This window comes from Thermogymnomonas acidicola (assembly GCF_014646795.1).
Classification (GTDB): Archaea; Thermoplasmatota; Thermoplasmata; order Thermoplasmatales; family Thermoplasmataceae; genus Thermogymnomonas; species Thermogymnomonas acidicola.
This window is the reverse complement of record NZ_BMNY01000002.1, coordinates 223286-240882: the sequence shown is the minus strand read 5'-3', so window position 1 is coordinate 240882 and position 17597 is coordinate 223286. Positions and strand designations below refer to the sequence as shown.

At 56.4% G+C, this 17597-nt stretch carries 10 protein-coding genes; 5 read left to right on the top strand and 5 right to left on the bottom strand.

The genetic code is table 11. The annotated features are described in order from the left end of the window. Positions 1-192: 192 nt before the first annotated feature. On the bottom strand, positions 193-1629 hold the full coding sequence (locus tag IEW66_RS07025; protein ID WP_188681523.1) for an MFS transporter: 1437 nt from the start codon (positions 1627-1629) through the stop codon (positions 193-195). Between the two features lie 287 nt (positions 1630-1916). On the opposite strand from IEW66_RS07025, the gene IEW66_RS07020 reads away from it, so the two are divergent. Then, the gene (locus tag IEW66_RS07020) at positions 1917-3548 is read left to right on the top strand and encodes an acyl-CoA dehydrogenase family protein (RefSeq protein ID WP_188681522.1); all 1632 of its coding nucleotides are present in this window, start codon (positions 1917-1919) and stop codon (positions 3546-3548) included. A 5-nt stretch (positions 3549-3553) separates the two neighbouring features. Here the strand turns inward: IEW66_RS07020 and IEW66_RS07015 are convergent, their stop codons facing one another. Continuing rightward, entirely contained in the window at positions 3554-4852 is a 1299-nt protein-coding gene (locus IEW66_RS07015) for an MFS transporter (RefSeq protein ID WP_188681521.1), read from the bottom strand. Between the two features lie 111 nt (positions 4853-4963). Continuing rightward, positions 4964-5566, bottom strand: coding sequence for a DUF998 domain-containing protein (locus IEW66_RS07010; RefSeq protein ID WP_188681520.1), 603 nt, complete (start codon positions 5564-5566; stop codon positions 4964-4966). A 293-nt stretch (positions 5567-5859) separates the two neighbouring features. Here IEW66_RS07010 and IEW66_RS07005 point away from each other — a divergent pair, with 293 nt between their 5' ends. The 3 genes from IEW66_RS07005 to IEW66_RS06995 all read left to right on the top strand — a co-directional run bounded on the left by IEW66_RS07005 (position 5860) and on the right by IEW66_RS06995 (position 8841). Then, positions 5860-6384, top strand: coding sequence for a hypothetical protein (locus IEW66_RS07005; protein ID WP_188681519.1), 525 nt, complete (start codon positions 5860-5862; stop codon positions 6382-6384). A 184-nt stretch (positions 6385-6568) separates the two neighbouring features. Next, entirely contained in the window at positions 6569-7687 is a 1119-nt protein-coding gene (locus tag IEW66_RS07000) for an alkaline phosphatase family protein (protein WP_188681518.1), read from the top strand. An 8-nt stretch (positions 7688-7695) separates the two neighbouring features. After that, positions 7696-8841: a DNA methyltransferase gene (locus tag IEW66_RS06995; RefSeq protein ID WP_188681517.1), complete on the top strand. Its 1146-nt coding sequence runs from the start codon at positions 7696-7698 to the stop codon at positions 8839-8841. Here IEW66_RS06995 and IEW66_RS06990 read toward each other — a convergent pair. Both IEW66_RS06990 and bgaS read right to left on the bottom strand, forming a co-directional pair. Beyond that, positions 8832-9377, bottom strand: a complete 546-nt coding sequence (locus IEW66_RS06990; RefSeq protein WP_188681516.1) for a carbonic anhydrase — start codon at positions 9375-9377, stop codon at positions 8832-8834. The two genes, IEW66_RS06995 and IEW66_RS06990, sit on opposite strands and share 10 nt — an antisense overlap. Before the next feature lie 536 nt (positions 9378-9913). After that, positions 9914-11389 carry a beta-galactosidase BgaS gene (bgaS, locus tag IEW66_RS06985; protein ID WP_188681515.1) on the bottom strand — a complete coding sequence of 492 codons (1476 nt, stop codon included), beginning with the start codon at positions 11387-11389 and terminating at the stop codon, positions 9914-9916. Positions 11390-12542: 1153 nt separating this feature from the next. On the opposite strand from bgaS, the gene IEW66_RS06980 reads away from it, so the two are divergent. After that, entirely contained in the window at positions 12543-17558 is a 5016-nt protein-coding gene (locus IEW66_RS06980) for a glucodextranase DOMON-like domain-containing protein (protein ID WP_188681514.1), read from the top strand. Positions 17559-17597: the final 39 nt, after the last annotated feature.

The following is a 17597-nucleotide window of genomic DNA, read 5'->3' as shown; positions in this document are numbered from 1 at the left end:
CGTAGACCCCGGTGCTCTGATACTGGCACTCAGGGGATGGGGCCGGATCGCTCCAGGCGCGTATCACACGCAGCTGGGTGTAACATCAAGGGAAACAGAATCCTGCGGGATGCCATGTCAGGCATATAGTCCAGCATTCTGTTAATCCTGGCGGCCCGGGGGTAATGGTTTGGGACCCTGGAAATTCCAGCATCACTTCTTACCCGCAGACTCGGGTCGGTAGTCCTGCCTGGCCCTCCCGTTCCCGCCTGAGAAGGACGCAATCGCCGCTCCCACGAGTATAACCAGGCTCGCTATCAGGGCGGCGTGTATCCCCACCATGAACTTTGACGACACGCCCCCAACCAGCTTCGTGACCCCCAGGAAGACCTCGAATGCCACGTACCTGGGTACCGACAGTGCGGCTATGGATATGGCTATGACGTAGCTCATGAGAGTGCCTATGTTCGTCAGTGTCCTCAGGAGGCCAGATATTGAGCCGTAGAGGTTCCTAGGGGCCCCCGCCATGACTGCGCTGTTGTTAGAGGGCCAGAACATTGCACCTCCGATCCCTGTAACAATCGAGCCCAGGACAACAATGTATATCGATGTGCTGACCCCCATCTGCAGGTAGACGAGGACGCCCACTGCCATGAGTGCTATGCCGGTGCCAGCGATGAGCCTGGGTCCGACCCTGTCGGAGAGGCGCCCCATCCTGGGTGCGAGCAGGCTCGACACGACGTAGCCAGGGACAAGGAGGAGTGAGGCGTCCAGGGGGGTCATGCCCCTGATGCCCTGTAGGTACATTATGATGAGGAAGAGCACTGAGAGGAATCCCACAGCCTGCAGCGTTGCGGCCGTCAGGGACAGGGAGAGAAGCTTTTCCCTGAAGGCGGACATCGAGATCACGGGGTCCCTGACCCTCCTCTCGATGAGCACGAATGGCACAAGGAGGACGAGGCCGACCAGGACCATGGCTATGTAGGAGGCCTTCACGCCGTTGCCTGCGATCTCCACCGCACCGTATGATATGAGGGAGAGCAGCAGCACGAGGAGCACAGTGCCCGCATAGTCGATCTTTGTCTCTGTCCTCCTGTTGTCCCTTATGTACTTGAGGCCTAAAGCGAACCCTATGAGGCCCACTGGCACGTTGATGTAGAATATGTACCGCCAGCCTATGAACGTGGTGATTATGCCGCCCAAGACAATCCCGAGGACACCGCCTATGTTCCAGCCCATGGAGGTTATGCCGAAGGCCCTGCCCCTCTGGCTCGGCTCGAAGTAGTCAGCTACTATGGCGCTGCTGTTCCCCTGGATCAGGACGGCGCCCAGGCCCTGGAAGGCCCTGGCCGCTATGAGGAACCTGGCATCGGGTGCGGCGCCAGACGCAGCGGAGCCGGCTATGAAGAGCAGGAAGCCTATGTTGAATGCCCTCCCCCTGCCGAATATGTCCCCGAGCCTCCCCAGCTGTGTTGTCAGCGCCGCGAGGACCAGTAGGTATATCAGTATGACCCAGATTGTGTCAAGGAAGGGTGCCTTGAGCGATTCTGTGATCGTCGGCAGTGCCAGTATAACAATGGTGGTGTCTATGGCCGACATGAGCATGCCTATCATCACGCTTGCCAGAATCAGGTTCCTGTGTTCACTCATCTCTTCTACCCCTGGAATCGGTGCATTCCAGCGGGGTCGGAGCACCCCAGCGCCCCTAAAGAAGGAGCGGGGTCGTATTTACTTCTATTTCTTAAGCCTTTAGGTGGTACCCCGCTCTCCCGCCAAGGCAGGAAACCAGCCGGTCCGAGTGGTACCGTGGCCTGCAGGTGACCTCATTTCCATGCCACCTCCGGGGACGGAATATGGCATAGGCAGCCACGGGAGCATTCCTTTATACCTGGGGTCACTGTGAAACCATTATTAACGCTTTCCAACATGCATTCCCCATGAGACTCGACTTCTCCAGCGTTTTCCTGTCAAAGGGGATCAACTACTTCAGTGAGGACAGGCCCCTCAGGACATTCCTGGAGTACACAGGCTTCAGGGAAAGGTCTGGCACGCTCTCGGGCCTCGGCCTCTATGTGTCAGAGGAGCTCATGGAGGAGGCCATGTTCCTTGACCACTTCGGCCGCCCGAAGCTGGTCAGCTACGGCATTGATGACAGGAGGCTCGATGCGGTCTGGCTCTCCCGATCTCACTGGGACATACTGCGCCGCCTCCACGGGATGGGCGTGAACTCCTCAATATACAGGGAAAGAGACCTGATGACGCACTTCCTCTCCGCCTACCTGGTCTCCGATGCGGGCCTGTTCTGCACTCTCACCCTCACGGGCCAGACGCTCTACGCTCTCATGAAATACGGCAGCGGCGCCCTTGATAGGTACGTTGAGAGGTTCGCTGGCCCTGACATGTGGCTTGGGGCCACGTTCTACACCGAGATACAGGCAGGCAGTGACCTGGCGAACACTAGAACGGAGGCCGTTCCAGACGGTGAGAGGTTCAGGCTGCACGGTGGTAACAAGTACTTCGCCAGCAACGCGGGACTTGCGGACGGCGCCATAGTGACGGCGAGGGTCAGGGGCTCGCCTCCAGGCATCAGATCCGTATGCACCTTCTTCGTACCGGCAAGGAGGGACGACGGCACCCCCAACTACGAGGTCAGGAGGCTGAAGGACAAACTCGGCACGGTACTTGTGCCAACTGGTGAAGTCATCCTGGAGGGTTCAGAGGCCTATCTTCTCGGGAAGCAGGGGGACGGGATATACCAGGCCCTTGAGATCCTTACGATGTCCAGGATAGACGATGCCATGGCCGCTGTGGGCATGGCGAGGAAGGCACTGTGGGAGGCTTGCCTCTACGCATCCGCGAGGAGCGCCTTCGGCAGGCCCGTTGTGGAGCATCCCCTGGCCCAGCGGGACCTCATTGAACTCGAATCTGACCTTGAGGCGGCCACGGTACTTTCCCTCGTCGCTGCGGACAGGTTCTCCAGGTGCATAGACGAGAGGCCACCTTACACGCCGCTGTACCAATACGCAAGGGCCCTGTCGCACCTGGCCAAGAACCTGGCCGCCTGGACGTCCGACAGGGTGACGAGGTACGCCATGGAGCTCATGGGCGGCAGGGGATTCCTCTCGGAGTATGTGGTGGAGAAGCTGCACAGGGACGCCATAGTAACGTCGATATGGGAGGGCACCAGCAACATACAGGCCCTGGACTTCATGGAGGTGCTGCCCAGGGTCAGGGAGGCCATCCAGGAGGAGGTGGAGAGGGTCAGGGACGCCTCTGACAGGGCGGTTTCGGGCAACCTAAAGGTCGCGCTGGACTCGGTCATGGACACCCTGTACGGAGCGCAGGAGTCCGGCACTCTACAGTACTACCAGAAGCAGATAGCCGATGGCTTCGCCAGGCTCATGGCACTGACCTATCTCTACGATGCATATACCGACACGGGGGAAAGGCTGGTCAGGATGGCAGCCGACCTTTACTACAGGAGGAACTTCACCGAGGTGCACGGCAACCTGGACTTCTCACAGTACACCGACCTGTACGGCTGGATGCTGCTGGGAAGGAAGGGGTGAGGCCATCAGCCCCTGAGCACCTCCTCCCTGAGGCCCTTGCCCCTGGTCTCCCTGATCAGGAAGACAAGCGGCATCACAGCCACGAATGCTATGGCGGTGTACGCAATGCCATGGCCGAAGCCCACGGCCAGGGTTATTATGCCTATGAGGAACTCGAAGCCAGCAGCGAAGTACCTGCCGAGTGTAGTCACTGCGCCGAAGCCGCTGCTCCTTGCCTCGGTGGGGTAGAGTTCAGGCAGCCAGAGGGAGAAGACGGAGAAATCGGCCCCTCCGAAGCCCAGCAGCACAAGGAGGGCGAACATGTCCGTGAGGCTGTGCAGGTAGTAGACTATTCCGTAGATCACGTAGACAGACACGGCCATGCAGGCAAGGAAAACGATAAGAGTTATCCTCCTGCCCACCCTCTCTGCCATCAGCGGCATGAGGATGCAGCCAACGATTGTGAGGGTTGAAGTGACAGCACCTCCAAGCGCCGAGAGCCTCAGGAACTGCGTCTTCGCTATTCCGTCTATGGCAGCCATCTTCTCTATCGCCGTGGGCACATATACAGTGCCGCTCCAGAGGCCCAGGATGACCGCTACCATGACCACGGAGGAGACCACGGTGACCCTCAGGTACTCCCTGCTGAATATGGACCTAAACGCCTTCCAGGAGCTTATGTTCCCGCCCATCCTCTCCCTGGCCCTCTCCCACCTCTCAGGCTCCTTTGTTGTGTACCTTATGTACATTATGAAGGCCACCGGTATTACGCCGAGGATGAGCATGCCCCTGAAGCCGATGATGGACTGCAGGAACAGCGCTGCCAGGGCAGCGAAGAAGTAGCCGAAGTAGTAGCCGGAGTGGAATAGGCCGGCACCGAACACCCTCCTGTCCTCTGGGAAGATCTCAGCAACGCTGGTCCCACCGACAAACCACTCCGCGCCGATACCGAGGCCCGTGATGAACCTGAAAGCCATAAACTCGTAGGCGTTAGTTGAGAGTCCGCTGAGCACAGAACCCACTCCGTAGAGTGCTATGCTGATGGCCAGGACCCTGAACCTACCGTATCTGTCACCTAGTGGCCCGAAAATGAATGCGGTACCCCACCCGATGAGGAACACTGAGAAGAAGGCCGCGAGGAAGAAGCTCTCGTACTTCAGGGGGATGTGCGATGCCGGAAGAAGGTACTGCGTCGCGGGAAGCGCAACGAAGGCATACACCGATGCTGTGAAACCGTCGAGGAGCCAGCCTCCCCAGGAGGCGAAGAATGCTCCCCAGGCAACGCCCCTCCATGAGGAGCGCACATGAGTGCCTGTGACTGTCATTGTTAGGAAAGTACCTTAACATATTAAAATAATTTCACTTCACCCCAGAAGTCATAAGTTATAGTTCGACACACGGCGGTGTCCATTGAATTGATGCATGGCAGAGGTAATCTAAGTTTGTGCCCCTTCTTCACTCCTGTGCCTCCACATGTCCGTGAGGTAGAGAGAAACGATGAGCTCGATCACGAGTATCCCGAATATCTCGCCCTCTGCCACGGACTGCCACCTGACGGTCGCGTATATGATCCATGCCAGGACGGTTGTTATGAGCATACCAGCCCCCAAGGGCCTCCTCCTGAGCGCCAGTGATAGGGACACGGGCACGAACGCTATGGACGCCAGGATGAAGTACCAGATCGATACGAAGTCATGCGGGTACGTGCCCTCATGGTATATGCCTATGAGGGCCAGGAACAGGGCAGATATCACGAAGAATGAAAGGCCCACCGTCTCCAGCTTGTCCCGGGACATGCTTATGCATATGCCAGCGAAGGCCACTATGATCACTGCCGTGACCATGAGGCCCGCGTTGTAGACCCACGGATCGGTGGGCGCAGGGTGTCCGTTTGCCGTGAGGTTCCCACCGCCCAGGTCGCTGAGGGCATTAGCGGTCACGGAGAACCAGGGGTTCAGGTGCATGGAGGTGAGGATGAAGGCCCACACCGTCACCATGGCGGCCACGCCGCTGATGGTGGCGGCCCTGAGGGAGTCCATGGATGAATCAGTGAGAGGCGGTTAAAATATTTCGCCCCCTATGTTTTCCCCGGGAACCCAGGGCACTCAGGCCGGGCTATCTTCCGCTACTGCCATGGTGAGCGGGCAACCACTGGCTTGCCACACTGAACCGCAGGGGAGAGAGGAGATCTTCTCGAACAGGTACTGGAGGAGCGTGGCACATGATTTAAGGCGGCGGGCGCTCGCTCTCACCGATATACATGGGGGAGGTGGTCTGAACGATCAACCTGGCTTCAGCGATTCCTGTTCTCCACAGTCCCGGCGGAGCGTCCGTGCCCTGGCCGACCCTCATCCTGGTCCTCGTTACTGTATCTGTCATGTCCTTCATCATCATGTATGCACTGTTGGGGCATTCCGGCCCGCCGGAATGCCTGCAGAGGCCCAGGGACGTATCCATTCCGGAATCTGAACTCTCAGAACTCGCCTCCTGGGTCAGGGCCAACGCGTCCAGGGTCACCGTGGACACCTACGAGCTCTATGAGGCACGGGCCGGGAGGTACAGGGCCACGCTTTACATTGACTGGGAGGACTTCAACAGCGGTCCGGAGTTCCAGGATATACCCGTCCTCTGCTCCTGCGAGGTATACGTTTACAGGGGGATGCGCCTGGTCTACTCTGCCTACCTTGACAGGTCCATCAGGCAGCAGGACCTCGACCTGCCCACCTACCTCACCCTGTACAGCGAGGTGTCCTCCAGGATGCCTGTCTGCACGCTCATGAAAGTGAACCTGGCCGAGATTTTGGAGGACCTCAGGAGGGGAGTCGGCGTCTCAGGGGAGGCTGTTCCGCATGTGTGAGTGCCCGTGGGCCATAATATTGCTCTTAGCGGTCGAGGCGGCTCTGCAGTGAGAGAGTGGCGCCGATATGTACATGGCGTCAGTCCATCAGCACCGACCCCTGAGGCCTTTCGGGCCCGGGCTGCATGCGCTTTCCGGAGGGCGCCATTGCAATCCTTTTATCCGATGGGCAGATAACCACAGCGTGTCTTTCGTATACCCGGACTACAGGTCAAGGTCAATATACACGCTCGCCAATTCAATAGCGAGGAAGCTCAGGATCGATGCCGACGTGAGCACCAGGGTGCTGGGCGAGGTGGAGGACACGGACCTGCCCCTCTCGCTCGTACTGGTGGACGGCCTCGGCTGGGAGATGTGCGAGGCCTATGGCCTGGACATATCCAGCGCGGAGAGGTTCACGACAGTGTTCCCATCCACCACTTCGAACGTGCTCGCCACCCTGTTCTCCGCCAGGTACCCGTCGGAGCACGGCATCATAGGTTATACGCTCTACTCCAAGCGACTCGGTGTCGTGGTCAATACCCTTGAGTACACAGCGGCACAGGGCTTCGGCAGGGACATGCTGGCCAAGGTGGAGCCAATGGCTTCAATGTTCTACTTCCGCAGCACCGTGAAGAGCGCCTGCGACATGGGCAAGAGGGTCCTGATAATCCAGCCGTCCAACATATGGCAGTCGGAATACTCGAGGATGCTCTATGGAACCGCGGAAATACAGACATACAAGACCGTGTTCGACGCGTTCCAGGTCTACAGGAACGCACTGGAGAAGGGCTATGACTTCGTGCACCTCTACATACCTTACGTGGACCAGATGGCGCACGCATACGGGCCCTCATCTGATCCGACGGTGGAATCTGCAAGGTACATATTCAGCAGGGTGCTGTCTGTATTCGAACAGTTCAGGGGGAGGTGGAGGTTCCTGCTCACCGCTGACCACGGGCACATAGAGCTGAGCGAGAGGGTCGTAATGAACGACAACCAGGACCTGATGGGCCTCCTGAACTGCCCGCCGTACGGCGACCCCAGGGCTGTGATGATTAGGGGCGGCCAGGACGCAGCCCGCTACTTCGAGGAGAGGTACGGCAACATGCAGGTGTTCGCGAAGAACAGCGAGGAGCTGAAGGGCCTGATGGGGCCGTCGAAGGGGCCCAGGTTGGACGACGTCATGCCGGACTTCATAGCGGTGCCCACGGACAATAGGGGCTACTTCTACAACTTCAGGAACAGCAACCCGCCAACCATGGTCGGGTCACACAGCGGGCTGAGCGCATCGGAGATGTACATCCCGCTGCTCATCCTCTGAGCCCTGCTATGCAGTCAGACGCAAGTGACGTCACCGGCTCCTTCTGGACCAACAGGCAGAGGCAGGCGTCTAGCCTCCACGAGGTGCCCTACAGGGCCTGCTTCAAGCCCCAGCTACCGAAGTTCTTCATAGAACGGTATTCCAGCCCGGGAGACACGGTGTTCGATCCATTCTCTGGTCGCGGCACAACAGCGGTGGAGGCCGCCCTCCTCCTGAGGACACCTATCTCGAATGACACAAACCCACTTTCCGAAATTCTGACAAGGCCCAGGCTTGAACCACCTGGCCTCGATGAGGTGGCCCGGCGCCTGTCATCCATCACGGTTGATTACGGTGCACGTGCAGGCATCGACCTCTCCATGTTCTACCACCCCAGGACCGAGGCGGAGGTCGTTTCGCTCAGGGATTACCTGATGGAGAGGAGGGAATCCGGAAAGGAGGACAGGGTCGACAGGTGGATAAGGATGGTGGCCACCACCAGGCTCACGGGGCACTCCAGTGGCTTCTTCTCCGTCTACTCCCTCCCACCGAACCAGGCCGCATCGCCGGAGGAGCAGGAGAGGATAAACAGGAGGCTGGGGCAGGAGCCGGAGTACAGGGATGTCAAGAAGATAGTCCTGAGGAAGAGTGCATCGCTCCTCAGGGACGTCAGCCCTGAAGTCCTGGAGAGGCTCTCCGCAGTCTCAGGCAAGGCGAGGTTCACGTCGGACGACAGCAGGGACCTCGTATCGGTCGGAGACGGCACTGTGGACCTCACGGTCACTTCGCCGCCCTTCATCAACCTCGTCGACTACGCAAAGGACAACTGGATGAGGCTCTGGTTCAACTGCATAGACGCAGGTGAGGTGAAGGGGCGCATAACTGTGCTCTCAGACCTTGGCTCCTGGAAGTCCTTCATTTCCGCAACAATGAGGGAACTGTTCCGCATCACGAAACCTGGCGGTTACGTGGCCTTCGAGGTCGGAGAGACCAGGAAGGCCGACCTAAAGGAGATCGTGAGGGAATGCGGCACAGAGGCCGGCCTGGAACACGTTGTGACATACATAAACGTGCAGAGGTTCACCAAGACCTCCCACATATGGGGTGTTGAGAACAACAGGCTTGGCACGAACACGAACAGGATCGTGCTCTTCAGGAGGCCGGCTCACTCCTGATCGAACTCCCTGATCTTCAGGAAGTTCCTCGCAATGTATATGTCGGTACTCCTGTCCCCGGGGCTGTTCTGTATCACGTAGGTGCTGTCAACCCTCTCCTTCGGCACCGTGTTTCCGGACGGCCTCATGAAGAGGGCCCTGTACCTTCCCGTGCTCTCATACCTCAGCGTACCTGTATTCACAAGAATGCTCTTGACCTCCACATCCATCATCTTCCTCACGGCATCGGCCTGCAGCTCCCCGTTCTCCCTCTCTATCTCATCCCTGTCCGGCCTCAGGCCTATGAACGGGCGCATGAACTCCGCAAGATCATCCGGCCGGTCGTTTCCACGGAGCACCTGCTCGACCACGCCCATTGCACCGCAGTCCGTGTGCGTTATTATCGTAACGCTCTCAACTCCCTCCAGCGATCCCAGTGTGTCTTTAAGGGTGGCAACGTTGGCCCCGGCGTTGCGGACAAAGACCGTCTGTCCGGAGGCCATGCCCTGCAGGTACCTGTTCAGCCGCCTGTCCATACACGAGATGATGAGGTGCATTACATACGGATGGTAGTACTTGATAAATCGTTTCCTTCTTCATTTGCCCGAAGATCGGAAAGCAGTCTTGGCACGGGTCAGTTTATCTATCAAGCAACTGCATGCTCCAGCTTAATGGTGCACTCCCAACATCAAATTGAGTGATCTTCCGGGCACTATGCAGTCAAGGAATAGGCCCTTCCCGAATTTCCGCAGCCATTTGCCACTCGCTGTCACAGGTGCTGCTGGATTTCCCGCGCCATCTGCGCCTGTTAAGCATGGCCTTCAGTTCATAGAGGCGCCTTCTGGCCCTAACTGTCTGCAAGGTCTCTAAAGGCTGTGTGAAAATAGTCCGGGAACAACTATTAATGCCCACGGACATGAAAGGGCCACTCACTTAAGATGGTTCAGGCATGCCTTGACTACAGGAGTAGTTGATGGACAACAGACTCTTGCCGGGACATGTATTCGGCCTCGATTTCCAGGTCTTTATGTCGCAGGATAATCAGTTCGTGGTTCCCTCAAGGATTATCATTAACTGGGTTTACACACAGTGATCACTCCTGTACCATCCACTCTAACTCCTCAGGCACACAACGTGCCCTGGCAATCTCCTTGAATACCAAGGCGCTTGGCCTGGTCTGAACCTTCTTTGTCCTGAGGTCGACGCCGTACAGACCGAACTTCATGGAGAAGCCTGACGCCCACTCATAGTTGTCGAGGAGGGACCAGTGGAGGTAGCCGCGCACATCCATGCCCTTCTCAATAGCTCTCTCCACATACTTCATGTGCGAAACAAGGTATCCCGGTCTCAACCGGTCTGATGCATCGGCTATGCCGTTCTCCGTGACTATCATTGGCAACCCATAACGTTCCCAGTAGGACGAAAGGACATTCAGAAGCCCTTCCGGGTATACCTCCCAGCCAGAGTCACTGACCTCTCTGCCTCCTTTGCTCCTCATACCCGCTGTGGCTGAGTAACCGTATCCGCCCAGCACCCTGTAGCCCTGGCCACTTTTTCTCACCACGGACCTTGAGTAGTAGTTCACCCCGATCCAGTCCAGCTTATCTGCAAGATCCTCCCTGTACCCTGCACTCTTCTCCCTGAACGATCTGCCCTGTGAGAGGGCCTCCACCCACTTCATCTCGCCTGTGCGGAGCGGGTCGACAAAGGAATACCTCTCGCTGTGGGTCGCCACCTCAGCAGCCTCATGGTCTTCGTCGCTGAACGCCTGTATATCTCCATTGGCCATTATCAGGCCGACTGGCTTCCCTGTTGCTTCCTTCATCGCATCATAGGCCCTGGCAATTGCCTCTATCTCATGCTTTTTCGCGAGAAGTCCGCCCTCAGGGCTGGGAAAACCTGGGGGGAACCCTGCCTTGGGGTTGAAGTACCCGGCACCGCAGACCACATTGGGCTCATTCATTATCGAGAACATGTCCGCCAGGTCCTCGAACTTCCATGCAATGTACTTCGCGTACTTCACGAACTCCACAACAGTGTCATGGTTTAGCCAGCCGTTCCTCTTGTTTCTGAGCCCAGAATCCCTGCTCTCTATGGGGTCGTGCAGGTATATGGGTATGGGCCAGTGGTACGCATTTATTATGAGCTTCATTCCCCTTTCCCTTACATCCGAGAATATTTTCCTGTAGTGCTCAACAGCCCTCATGTTAGCGAGCCTATCGAGGTGCTCCAGTGCACGGTCATCGACGTCCACCGAAACTAGGTCGTGCCCGTCGTAGTCCACGGTTACCTTCACACCCGCCGTGCTCTCCGGGAATATCCGGCTCCATTCAATTCCCAAACGGGCTGTGTCCATTCCAGTCTCCACTGCTAGGTTGTGGTACCTCTCGTAGAGGTCCCAGTAGCCTATCCCGTTCTCTGGAAGGTCGCCAGATACTATGCCTGTGCCTATGTTCACCGGGTCGTGGACCCAGGCCCACCAGTCCGAGTTCCTGTCCTCTTCCGAGATGCCCATCTCCGACTGGAAGCCTGCAAGAGAGTAGCCCAACATAAAGCCCTTAGGAAGCATCTCTCGACATCGCCCCTTATTTTCCCTAAATGAGAGCAGGCGATAGCCTATTGATTAATCTTTGCGGAGAGCCCCGAGTGTACGGGCAGATGCAGGCGACCAAGACGCAGAAATTCAGGGAACCAGTTGTTCCGACACACCTGACCTGTTGAGGTTGGCAATTCCACAAACAGGTTGTTCTAAGAAGTATCGAAGAATCATAATAGTTTGTTATACACACATTGAACTGCTTTCCCTCCAAGGAAGATCATTACCCGCAAACTACACGCTCAACAGAGTGGCGTGCCTTGATTGGTGCCCGTGGGCCCTTCACCAGAAATGGATCAGGCTCTGTCTCCGTTCAATAAGAGATCTTTTGATTTGGCTTTCCGCCTATGAATTACCTCTGCGCCACTGACACCTACCTGAGACAGGGCAATAGATACATGATTGCTGGTAGAGGGCCCGCCTCTTTAAGTTCGGTGGGCCTGAACTGTTTCTCACAGGTAATCCGCCCAGGTTAGGTGTGTGCGGCTTCCAGGTGAGGATCCTGCATACCCTTCTGCCCAGTACAGTATAGGGGGGTTTCAGGGCCCGTGTTCAGTTCATGTATGGCGTTAAAACCCAGTTAATCTCCCATGTGCCTCTGATGGCGTGCACTTAACTGCTGGATCTGTAATGGTGGGGTGCTGGCCCTTCAACAGTGGATATTTTCCAGAAAGGGGCACCATTCAACTCAATTTGCCGGAGTAAGTTTCTCAACATCAGGTGGATCCAGGGCTACACCGGAGGTGCACCGACAACATCGGTAAATATCCAGCAAGCCTCGGGAACCTGAAATCCCTTCAATTTTTCTCGCACTGCATCCAGAAGCAGGTGTTCCGTACCCCATCATCCCACTGTGGCCCTGTACATTAAGGCTATATCGATGTTAAGTTGGGGCCGCCCAGAACCGGTTGTGTTTGTGGAGTGACTTTGAATGTATACTGGCAGGGAAACGTAGGTCCGGCATAAAGATGGATTATGCGGTCTTTGGGGCACGCCGGTATACTTTCAGAGGATCCTGGAAACACCTCAGGTCTGGATCCCGCCACGTGTAAGAATTTCACTTAAAATATCTTTCGGTGAACAATTTTACATAAGATATAAGTACTCGATCTGCACTTACCCTACTATGAACAGTAGTAAGACAAGGATACTTGTCCTGACCATGGTGCTGATCTTTGTCTCCTCTCTCTTTCTGGGGTCGGCAAGTGCTGTGAGTGCAGCGCCATCACAGTCCGGTGGTGCTAATTACATCAACGTCTCTGAGGCCAATATAACGTTCACAGGCAACGTAACGAACGATTTTTCAGGGCACCAGATCTATGAGAACACCCATGCGACCCCATGGGGTCCTGATAATAACCTGACTGCACTCTATGTATCATTCAACTCGACCTACCTCTTCATAGGTGTCAAGGAGATCATTGATGGGAACTCGCTGATGGTATTCCTGAGCAATGATACGAACACGCAGTACGGCACGTACAACATGACAAATCTAAACACCTGGAACCGTGCCATATCATTCACAAGCCCGGTGAATTACTTCGCAGCAGTCTACTTCGGTGGCCCGAACTCTGATCCCAGCGGCGAGGATGCGTTCATGGTGAACTCGCCACTCTCGGCCAGCAACACCTCGCCCAGTGCTGTGTCCATCCAGAACTACTTCGTATTCGGCGGCTCCAACAACACCGTGGAAATAAGGATACCTTGGCAGGCCCTGTTCCCATACGGCTACTCCGGCACGCTACACATGAACATATCCGCCTTCATAGTGGGCGGTAGCGGTGCCTGGGTCGGTATCGGGATGCCATACAGCCAGGTTGGTAAGTATAACGATGGCAACTCCATCTCAGAATTTGTTGTTAACGATACCATAGGCCTGAACTTCGGCCAGGTGAACATCCCAAGTACCGTGAAGACAACAACCCCCACCGCGCCACCGATAAACCTGGCCATCATATTCAACGACCACCAGCCACTGTACAAGGTTGTCGGGTCGAACTACTACGTCCTCCCGTGGACTGAGGCCCACGCCACTGCCGAGTACATAGAACAGGCTCTCATAGCCCACATGTTCCCTGAAGTAAACGTGACATACGAGCTGTCCGGTTCGTTGTTATACCAGCTCGTCAACATTTCCACAGACCCTGAGTTCAATGACACATTCATACACTACGCCTTCGTGCCTTACAGCGAGTTGAACACAACACAGAACAGGAGCCTTCTGGCAAACCTCACATATGACTACTTCAGCATACCGTCATACGTGTTCAGCCTGAACGAGCCAGCGTCGAACCTTTACGCACAGCTCCACTCCCTGTGGGTCTCTGGAAAGACGCTTAACGCCACACAGTTTGAGGATGCGAAGGTGCTCTGGTTCCTGTACGATGTGAGCACACCGCTGGTTGAGGGGCAGCTTGGTGCACAGTGGAAGAACAGTACCATATGGGCCCTGCACAACCAGACATCTTTCAACCAGACAGACCTGAAGGAAATATTGCAGTATTCAAAGTGGCTCACTGGCCAGGTTATACCTGCATTCAGGAGCGACATGCAGGGCAACACCAGCGGTAGCAACAATGTGGAGCTCTTCACAAGCCCGTTCTACCACCCACTCACACCGCTTCTCCTGGCAAATAACCTCACCGGGCCTGCTGGAACCATATACAAGGCGTCATACTTCTCTGATGTCCTGGCGCAGATGAACATAAGCAGGGGGCAGTTCTACCACCTCTTCGGCCAGTGGCCAACCGGAATGTATGCGCCGGAGTTCACGGTATCGTACCAGATGATCCAGGCCGCAAATGAGTCCGGTGCCATATGGATGAACGCGGCGGACGCGGCCCTGCAGGGGTCTGGCATCGATGCCCTGCCATATGGCAACGGCGGCAACGTCACGCAGATGCTCAACCTCTATACCCCGTACAAAGCCCTGGGGCCGAACAACACATCCATCTATGTTTTCTTCAGGGACGGCTACATTTCAAATGACTGGGCCTTCAACTTCGGCAGCATGCCCACATGGACTGCAGTGGACACATTCATCAACTACCTCAAGGGCATATACTCCGCAATACCTGCCTCAGACCACGAGCACGTCCTCGTAACCGTTGGCCTCGATGGCGAGAACTGGATGTTCATGTCTCCGTTCGCAGAGGACGGTGTGCCGTTCCTGGAGGACCTCTACACCGCACTGGAGCAGAACTCAACCTACATCCACACGGTGACACCGCAGCAGTACCTGGAAATGGTCAAGCAGGAGGGATACCAGCTGCCGGTGCTGAAGCACATAGCCACGGCAGGCTGGAACGGCGGGAACGGAAAGCCTGCGCCCTACCAGTCAAACATCTACCTGACACAGTGGTCAGGTTACCAGGTCCAGGACTTCTACTGGGAGGCGCTCAATAACGTGAGGAGCCTCGTCCTTAACTTCCAGGAGGAGCACAACCTGGTGCAGCTGCAGAACTACACACCGTTTGAGCAGAACCTCACGGCGAACACCCTTGAGGGCAACCTTACGAGGGCCTGGAACGCAATATACGCTGCTGAGGGCAGTGACTGGTTCTTCCAGATGGCCCCCTGGACCATCAGTGGCTCCAACTCTGTGCCGTTCGACTACCTGTTCAAGGGAGACCTGATGTACGCACTGCGCCAGCTGAATATACCTGTACCCAACTACCTCAACACACCATACACACCGCCTGTCACGCCGGCCTCAATGGGAGATTACACGCAGGCGCACACCCCGACGCTCAACGGGTACCCGTGGGGCACGGTGCAGACTTCTGCTGGCCTTGCCTCATCGCCTTCGCTTACGAACCCATGGAACGGAACAATAGTCTACTACAACAACACCTCGAAGGCGAACGGCAACATAAGGGAGCTCGACATAGCCTACAGCCCGACGACCCTCTACCTGCAGATCTACACATACGGCAACGCCTCTGTGTACGGCTCGGTACTGAATGACTACCTCAGCGTATACTTCAGTGGTGCCAACCCCTTCATAGACTACAACCTGACACTGGATGTGCCAAACGCCGCGTTCTCGACGGTCTACAGCCACCAGAACCTAGACTTCGCAGCCCAGTATGCGGTGGAACTCCTCCCGGCAACATTCTCCAACGGCGAAGGCTACTACGGGTTCTACGTCGCCAGTGGCTTCAACTCCTGGAGGCAGGACATAGACATAGTGAACCCCCCAACGGCATACGCCAGGACTGTTATACAGCTGGAGATCCCGCTCACCTATCTGAACTACGTCCCAGGGGACAGCTTCTTCATGGGTGTTTACCTGTATAACGGGACGAGTGGAACCGGGTCTTACATCTCTCCCGTCATGGTGAAACTCCCAATTTCGCTCGCTGAGTACACACCGATCTCTTCGATCCACAACACCGTGCCACCGAACGGTGACGGCAACTACACCTACCCTGACCAGCCAACCCAGATACCGCCGGGCTCACTGGACCTTGAATACATAAACGTATCCGCAAACCAGTTCGACATGAAGTGGGTGTTCACCTACGCCCAGCTCTGGAACATCTGGGACGGCCCACTGGGCTTCTCCAACCAGATCATAAACATATTCATCTCGGACGGGAGCAGCACAGGCAGCTACTACCTGGGCACTGGCCCGAACGCCAATTCCACCGTACCATGGCAGACCATGATATACATATCTGGCTGGAGCACCTATGTGCTTACTCCGAGCGGAGAGCAGACGCAGGGAGTCATAACCTCTGCCAACCTGTCCGCGAGGACAATAACTGTGATCGTGCCACTCTCCTACATAGGCAGCAACTTCGAGAGCTACAAGTACATCATAGTTGCCGGGTCCTATGACGGGTACGGTGTGAACGGCTGGAGGGTCGTTGACCAGACAAACACCACCAACGGCGGATGGCAGGGTGGAGGCGGTAACCCGCCATGGAGTTCCAACATATACACGTACATAGCACCGGCCACAGTGGGAGAGGGTTCCCTTACACAGCAGCAGGCACTGTCATCTTTCAGCGCCACAGACCACAAGTACGCAACGCTGGTCCCCATCAGCCTGCCACTCCTCAGAAACGTCACCACGACCTCGCACACACAGATCAGCCCTGTGGAGAACGCGTACCCGCAGATCTACTACTCAAACGGAATGTACTACATGTTTTACCTGTCCAACGCGACCGGAACAGCAGAGCTCTACGTTTCAACAAGCAGCAATGCGGTGAACTGGTCAGAGCCTGTTGCCCTGCCGGGCGCCGATGGCTCCTACATTTCAAGCCTCTACTGGGGCTCGAACGTTTACGTGCTCCTTGGCAGCTCCAGTGGCCTCGAGATACTGAACTTCAGCACTCTGTCACCTTCTGACCTCAGCAACTATCTGACATACCACCTGCAGATCGCGCCCCAGTATGCCACCATGTACATCAGCGGGAGCACGGCGTACATACTCTCCTCTTACACGAATGGTTCCGGATACTCATACAGCCTGCTGGCATTCAACATGAGTGACATGGGAGGCTCCTCCTCCACCATCACGGGCTCTGACTACCTCATCAACAGGGCACTCAACCTCAGCGGTAACTCCTATGGCTACATATCCGGCTGGAACTCGCACCTGTATGTGGCCTTCTACTCTTACAACGGTTCATACGACAACATCGGCCTGGCATACATGTCCACGGGTGGCAACCTGCTGGGCGAGTACACATACCGGACATATGAGAACCTGACCGGCATCGACCTATCGGTGAACTCGTACGGAAACGCCTGGATCATCTACTCAACCGGTTCCAGTGCCGGTTACGGCCTCTACGTGACCAACATCACAGTGGCCTCCGCAATGCCCAGGTTCTCCAATGCGACCTCAATCACCACCAGTCCAAACACAATGGACCAGCCATTCCTCTACATCGTTCAGAACGGCAGGAACGACAGCCTGCTCATCGCCTGGCACGGTGTGGCTGAGAACCAGAACGTAGTCTGGGGCCTCAGGTCAAGCATAAGCTGGTACCAGTCATCTCCTGTAACCACGCCCCCGAAGGTTCCTGCGAAGTCATTCCCGTACACGACAGTTGTGATTGCTGTCGTGGTGGTCGCTGTCGTTGCAGGCATAGCTGTGGCCTATGCGGTCAGGATCAGGAGGTGATGCATCATATATTGAGCCCTACTTTCAGGGCTCATATCC

What these genes read in the sequence shown, in the direction of transcription:
- IEW66_RS07020 (WP_188681522.1), top strand. Translation starts at nt 1,917, where the DNA reads ATGAGACTCGACTTCTCCAGCGTTTTCCTGTCAAAGGGGATCAACTAC.
- bgaS (WP_188681515.1), bottom strand. Translation starts at nt 11,389, where the DNA reads ATGCTTCCTAAGGGCTTTATGTTGGGCTACTCTCTTGCAGGCTTCCAG.
- IEW66_RS07010 (WP_188681520.1), bottom strand. Translation starts at nt 5,566, where the DNA reads ATGGACTCCCTCAGGGCCGCCACCATCAGCGGCGTGGCCGCCATGGTG.
- IEW66_RS06980 (WP_188681514.1), top strand. Translation starts at nt 12,543, where the DNA reads ATGAACAGTAGTAAGACAAGGATACTTGTCCTGACCATGGTGCTGATC.
- IEW66_RS07025 (WP_188681523.1), bottom strand. Translation starts at nt 1,629, where the DNA reads ATGAGTGAACACAGGAACCTGATTCTGGCAAGCGTGATGATAGGCATG.
- IEW66_RS06990 (WP_188681516.1), bottom strand. Translation starts at nt 9,377, where the DNA reads ATGCACCTCATCATCTCGTGTATGGACAGGCGGCTGAACAGGTACCTG.
- IEW66_RS07015 (WP_188681521.1), bottom strand. Translation starts at nt 4,852, where the DNA reads ATGACAGTCACAGGCACTCATGTGCGCTCCTCATGGAGGGGCGTTGCC.
- IEW66_RS06995 (WP_188681517.1), top strand. Translation starts at nt 7,696, where the DNA reads ATGCAGTCAGACGCAAGTGACGTCACCGGCTCCTTCTGGACCAACAGG.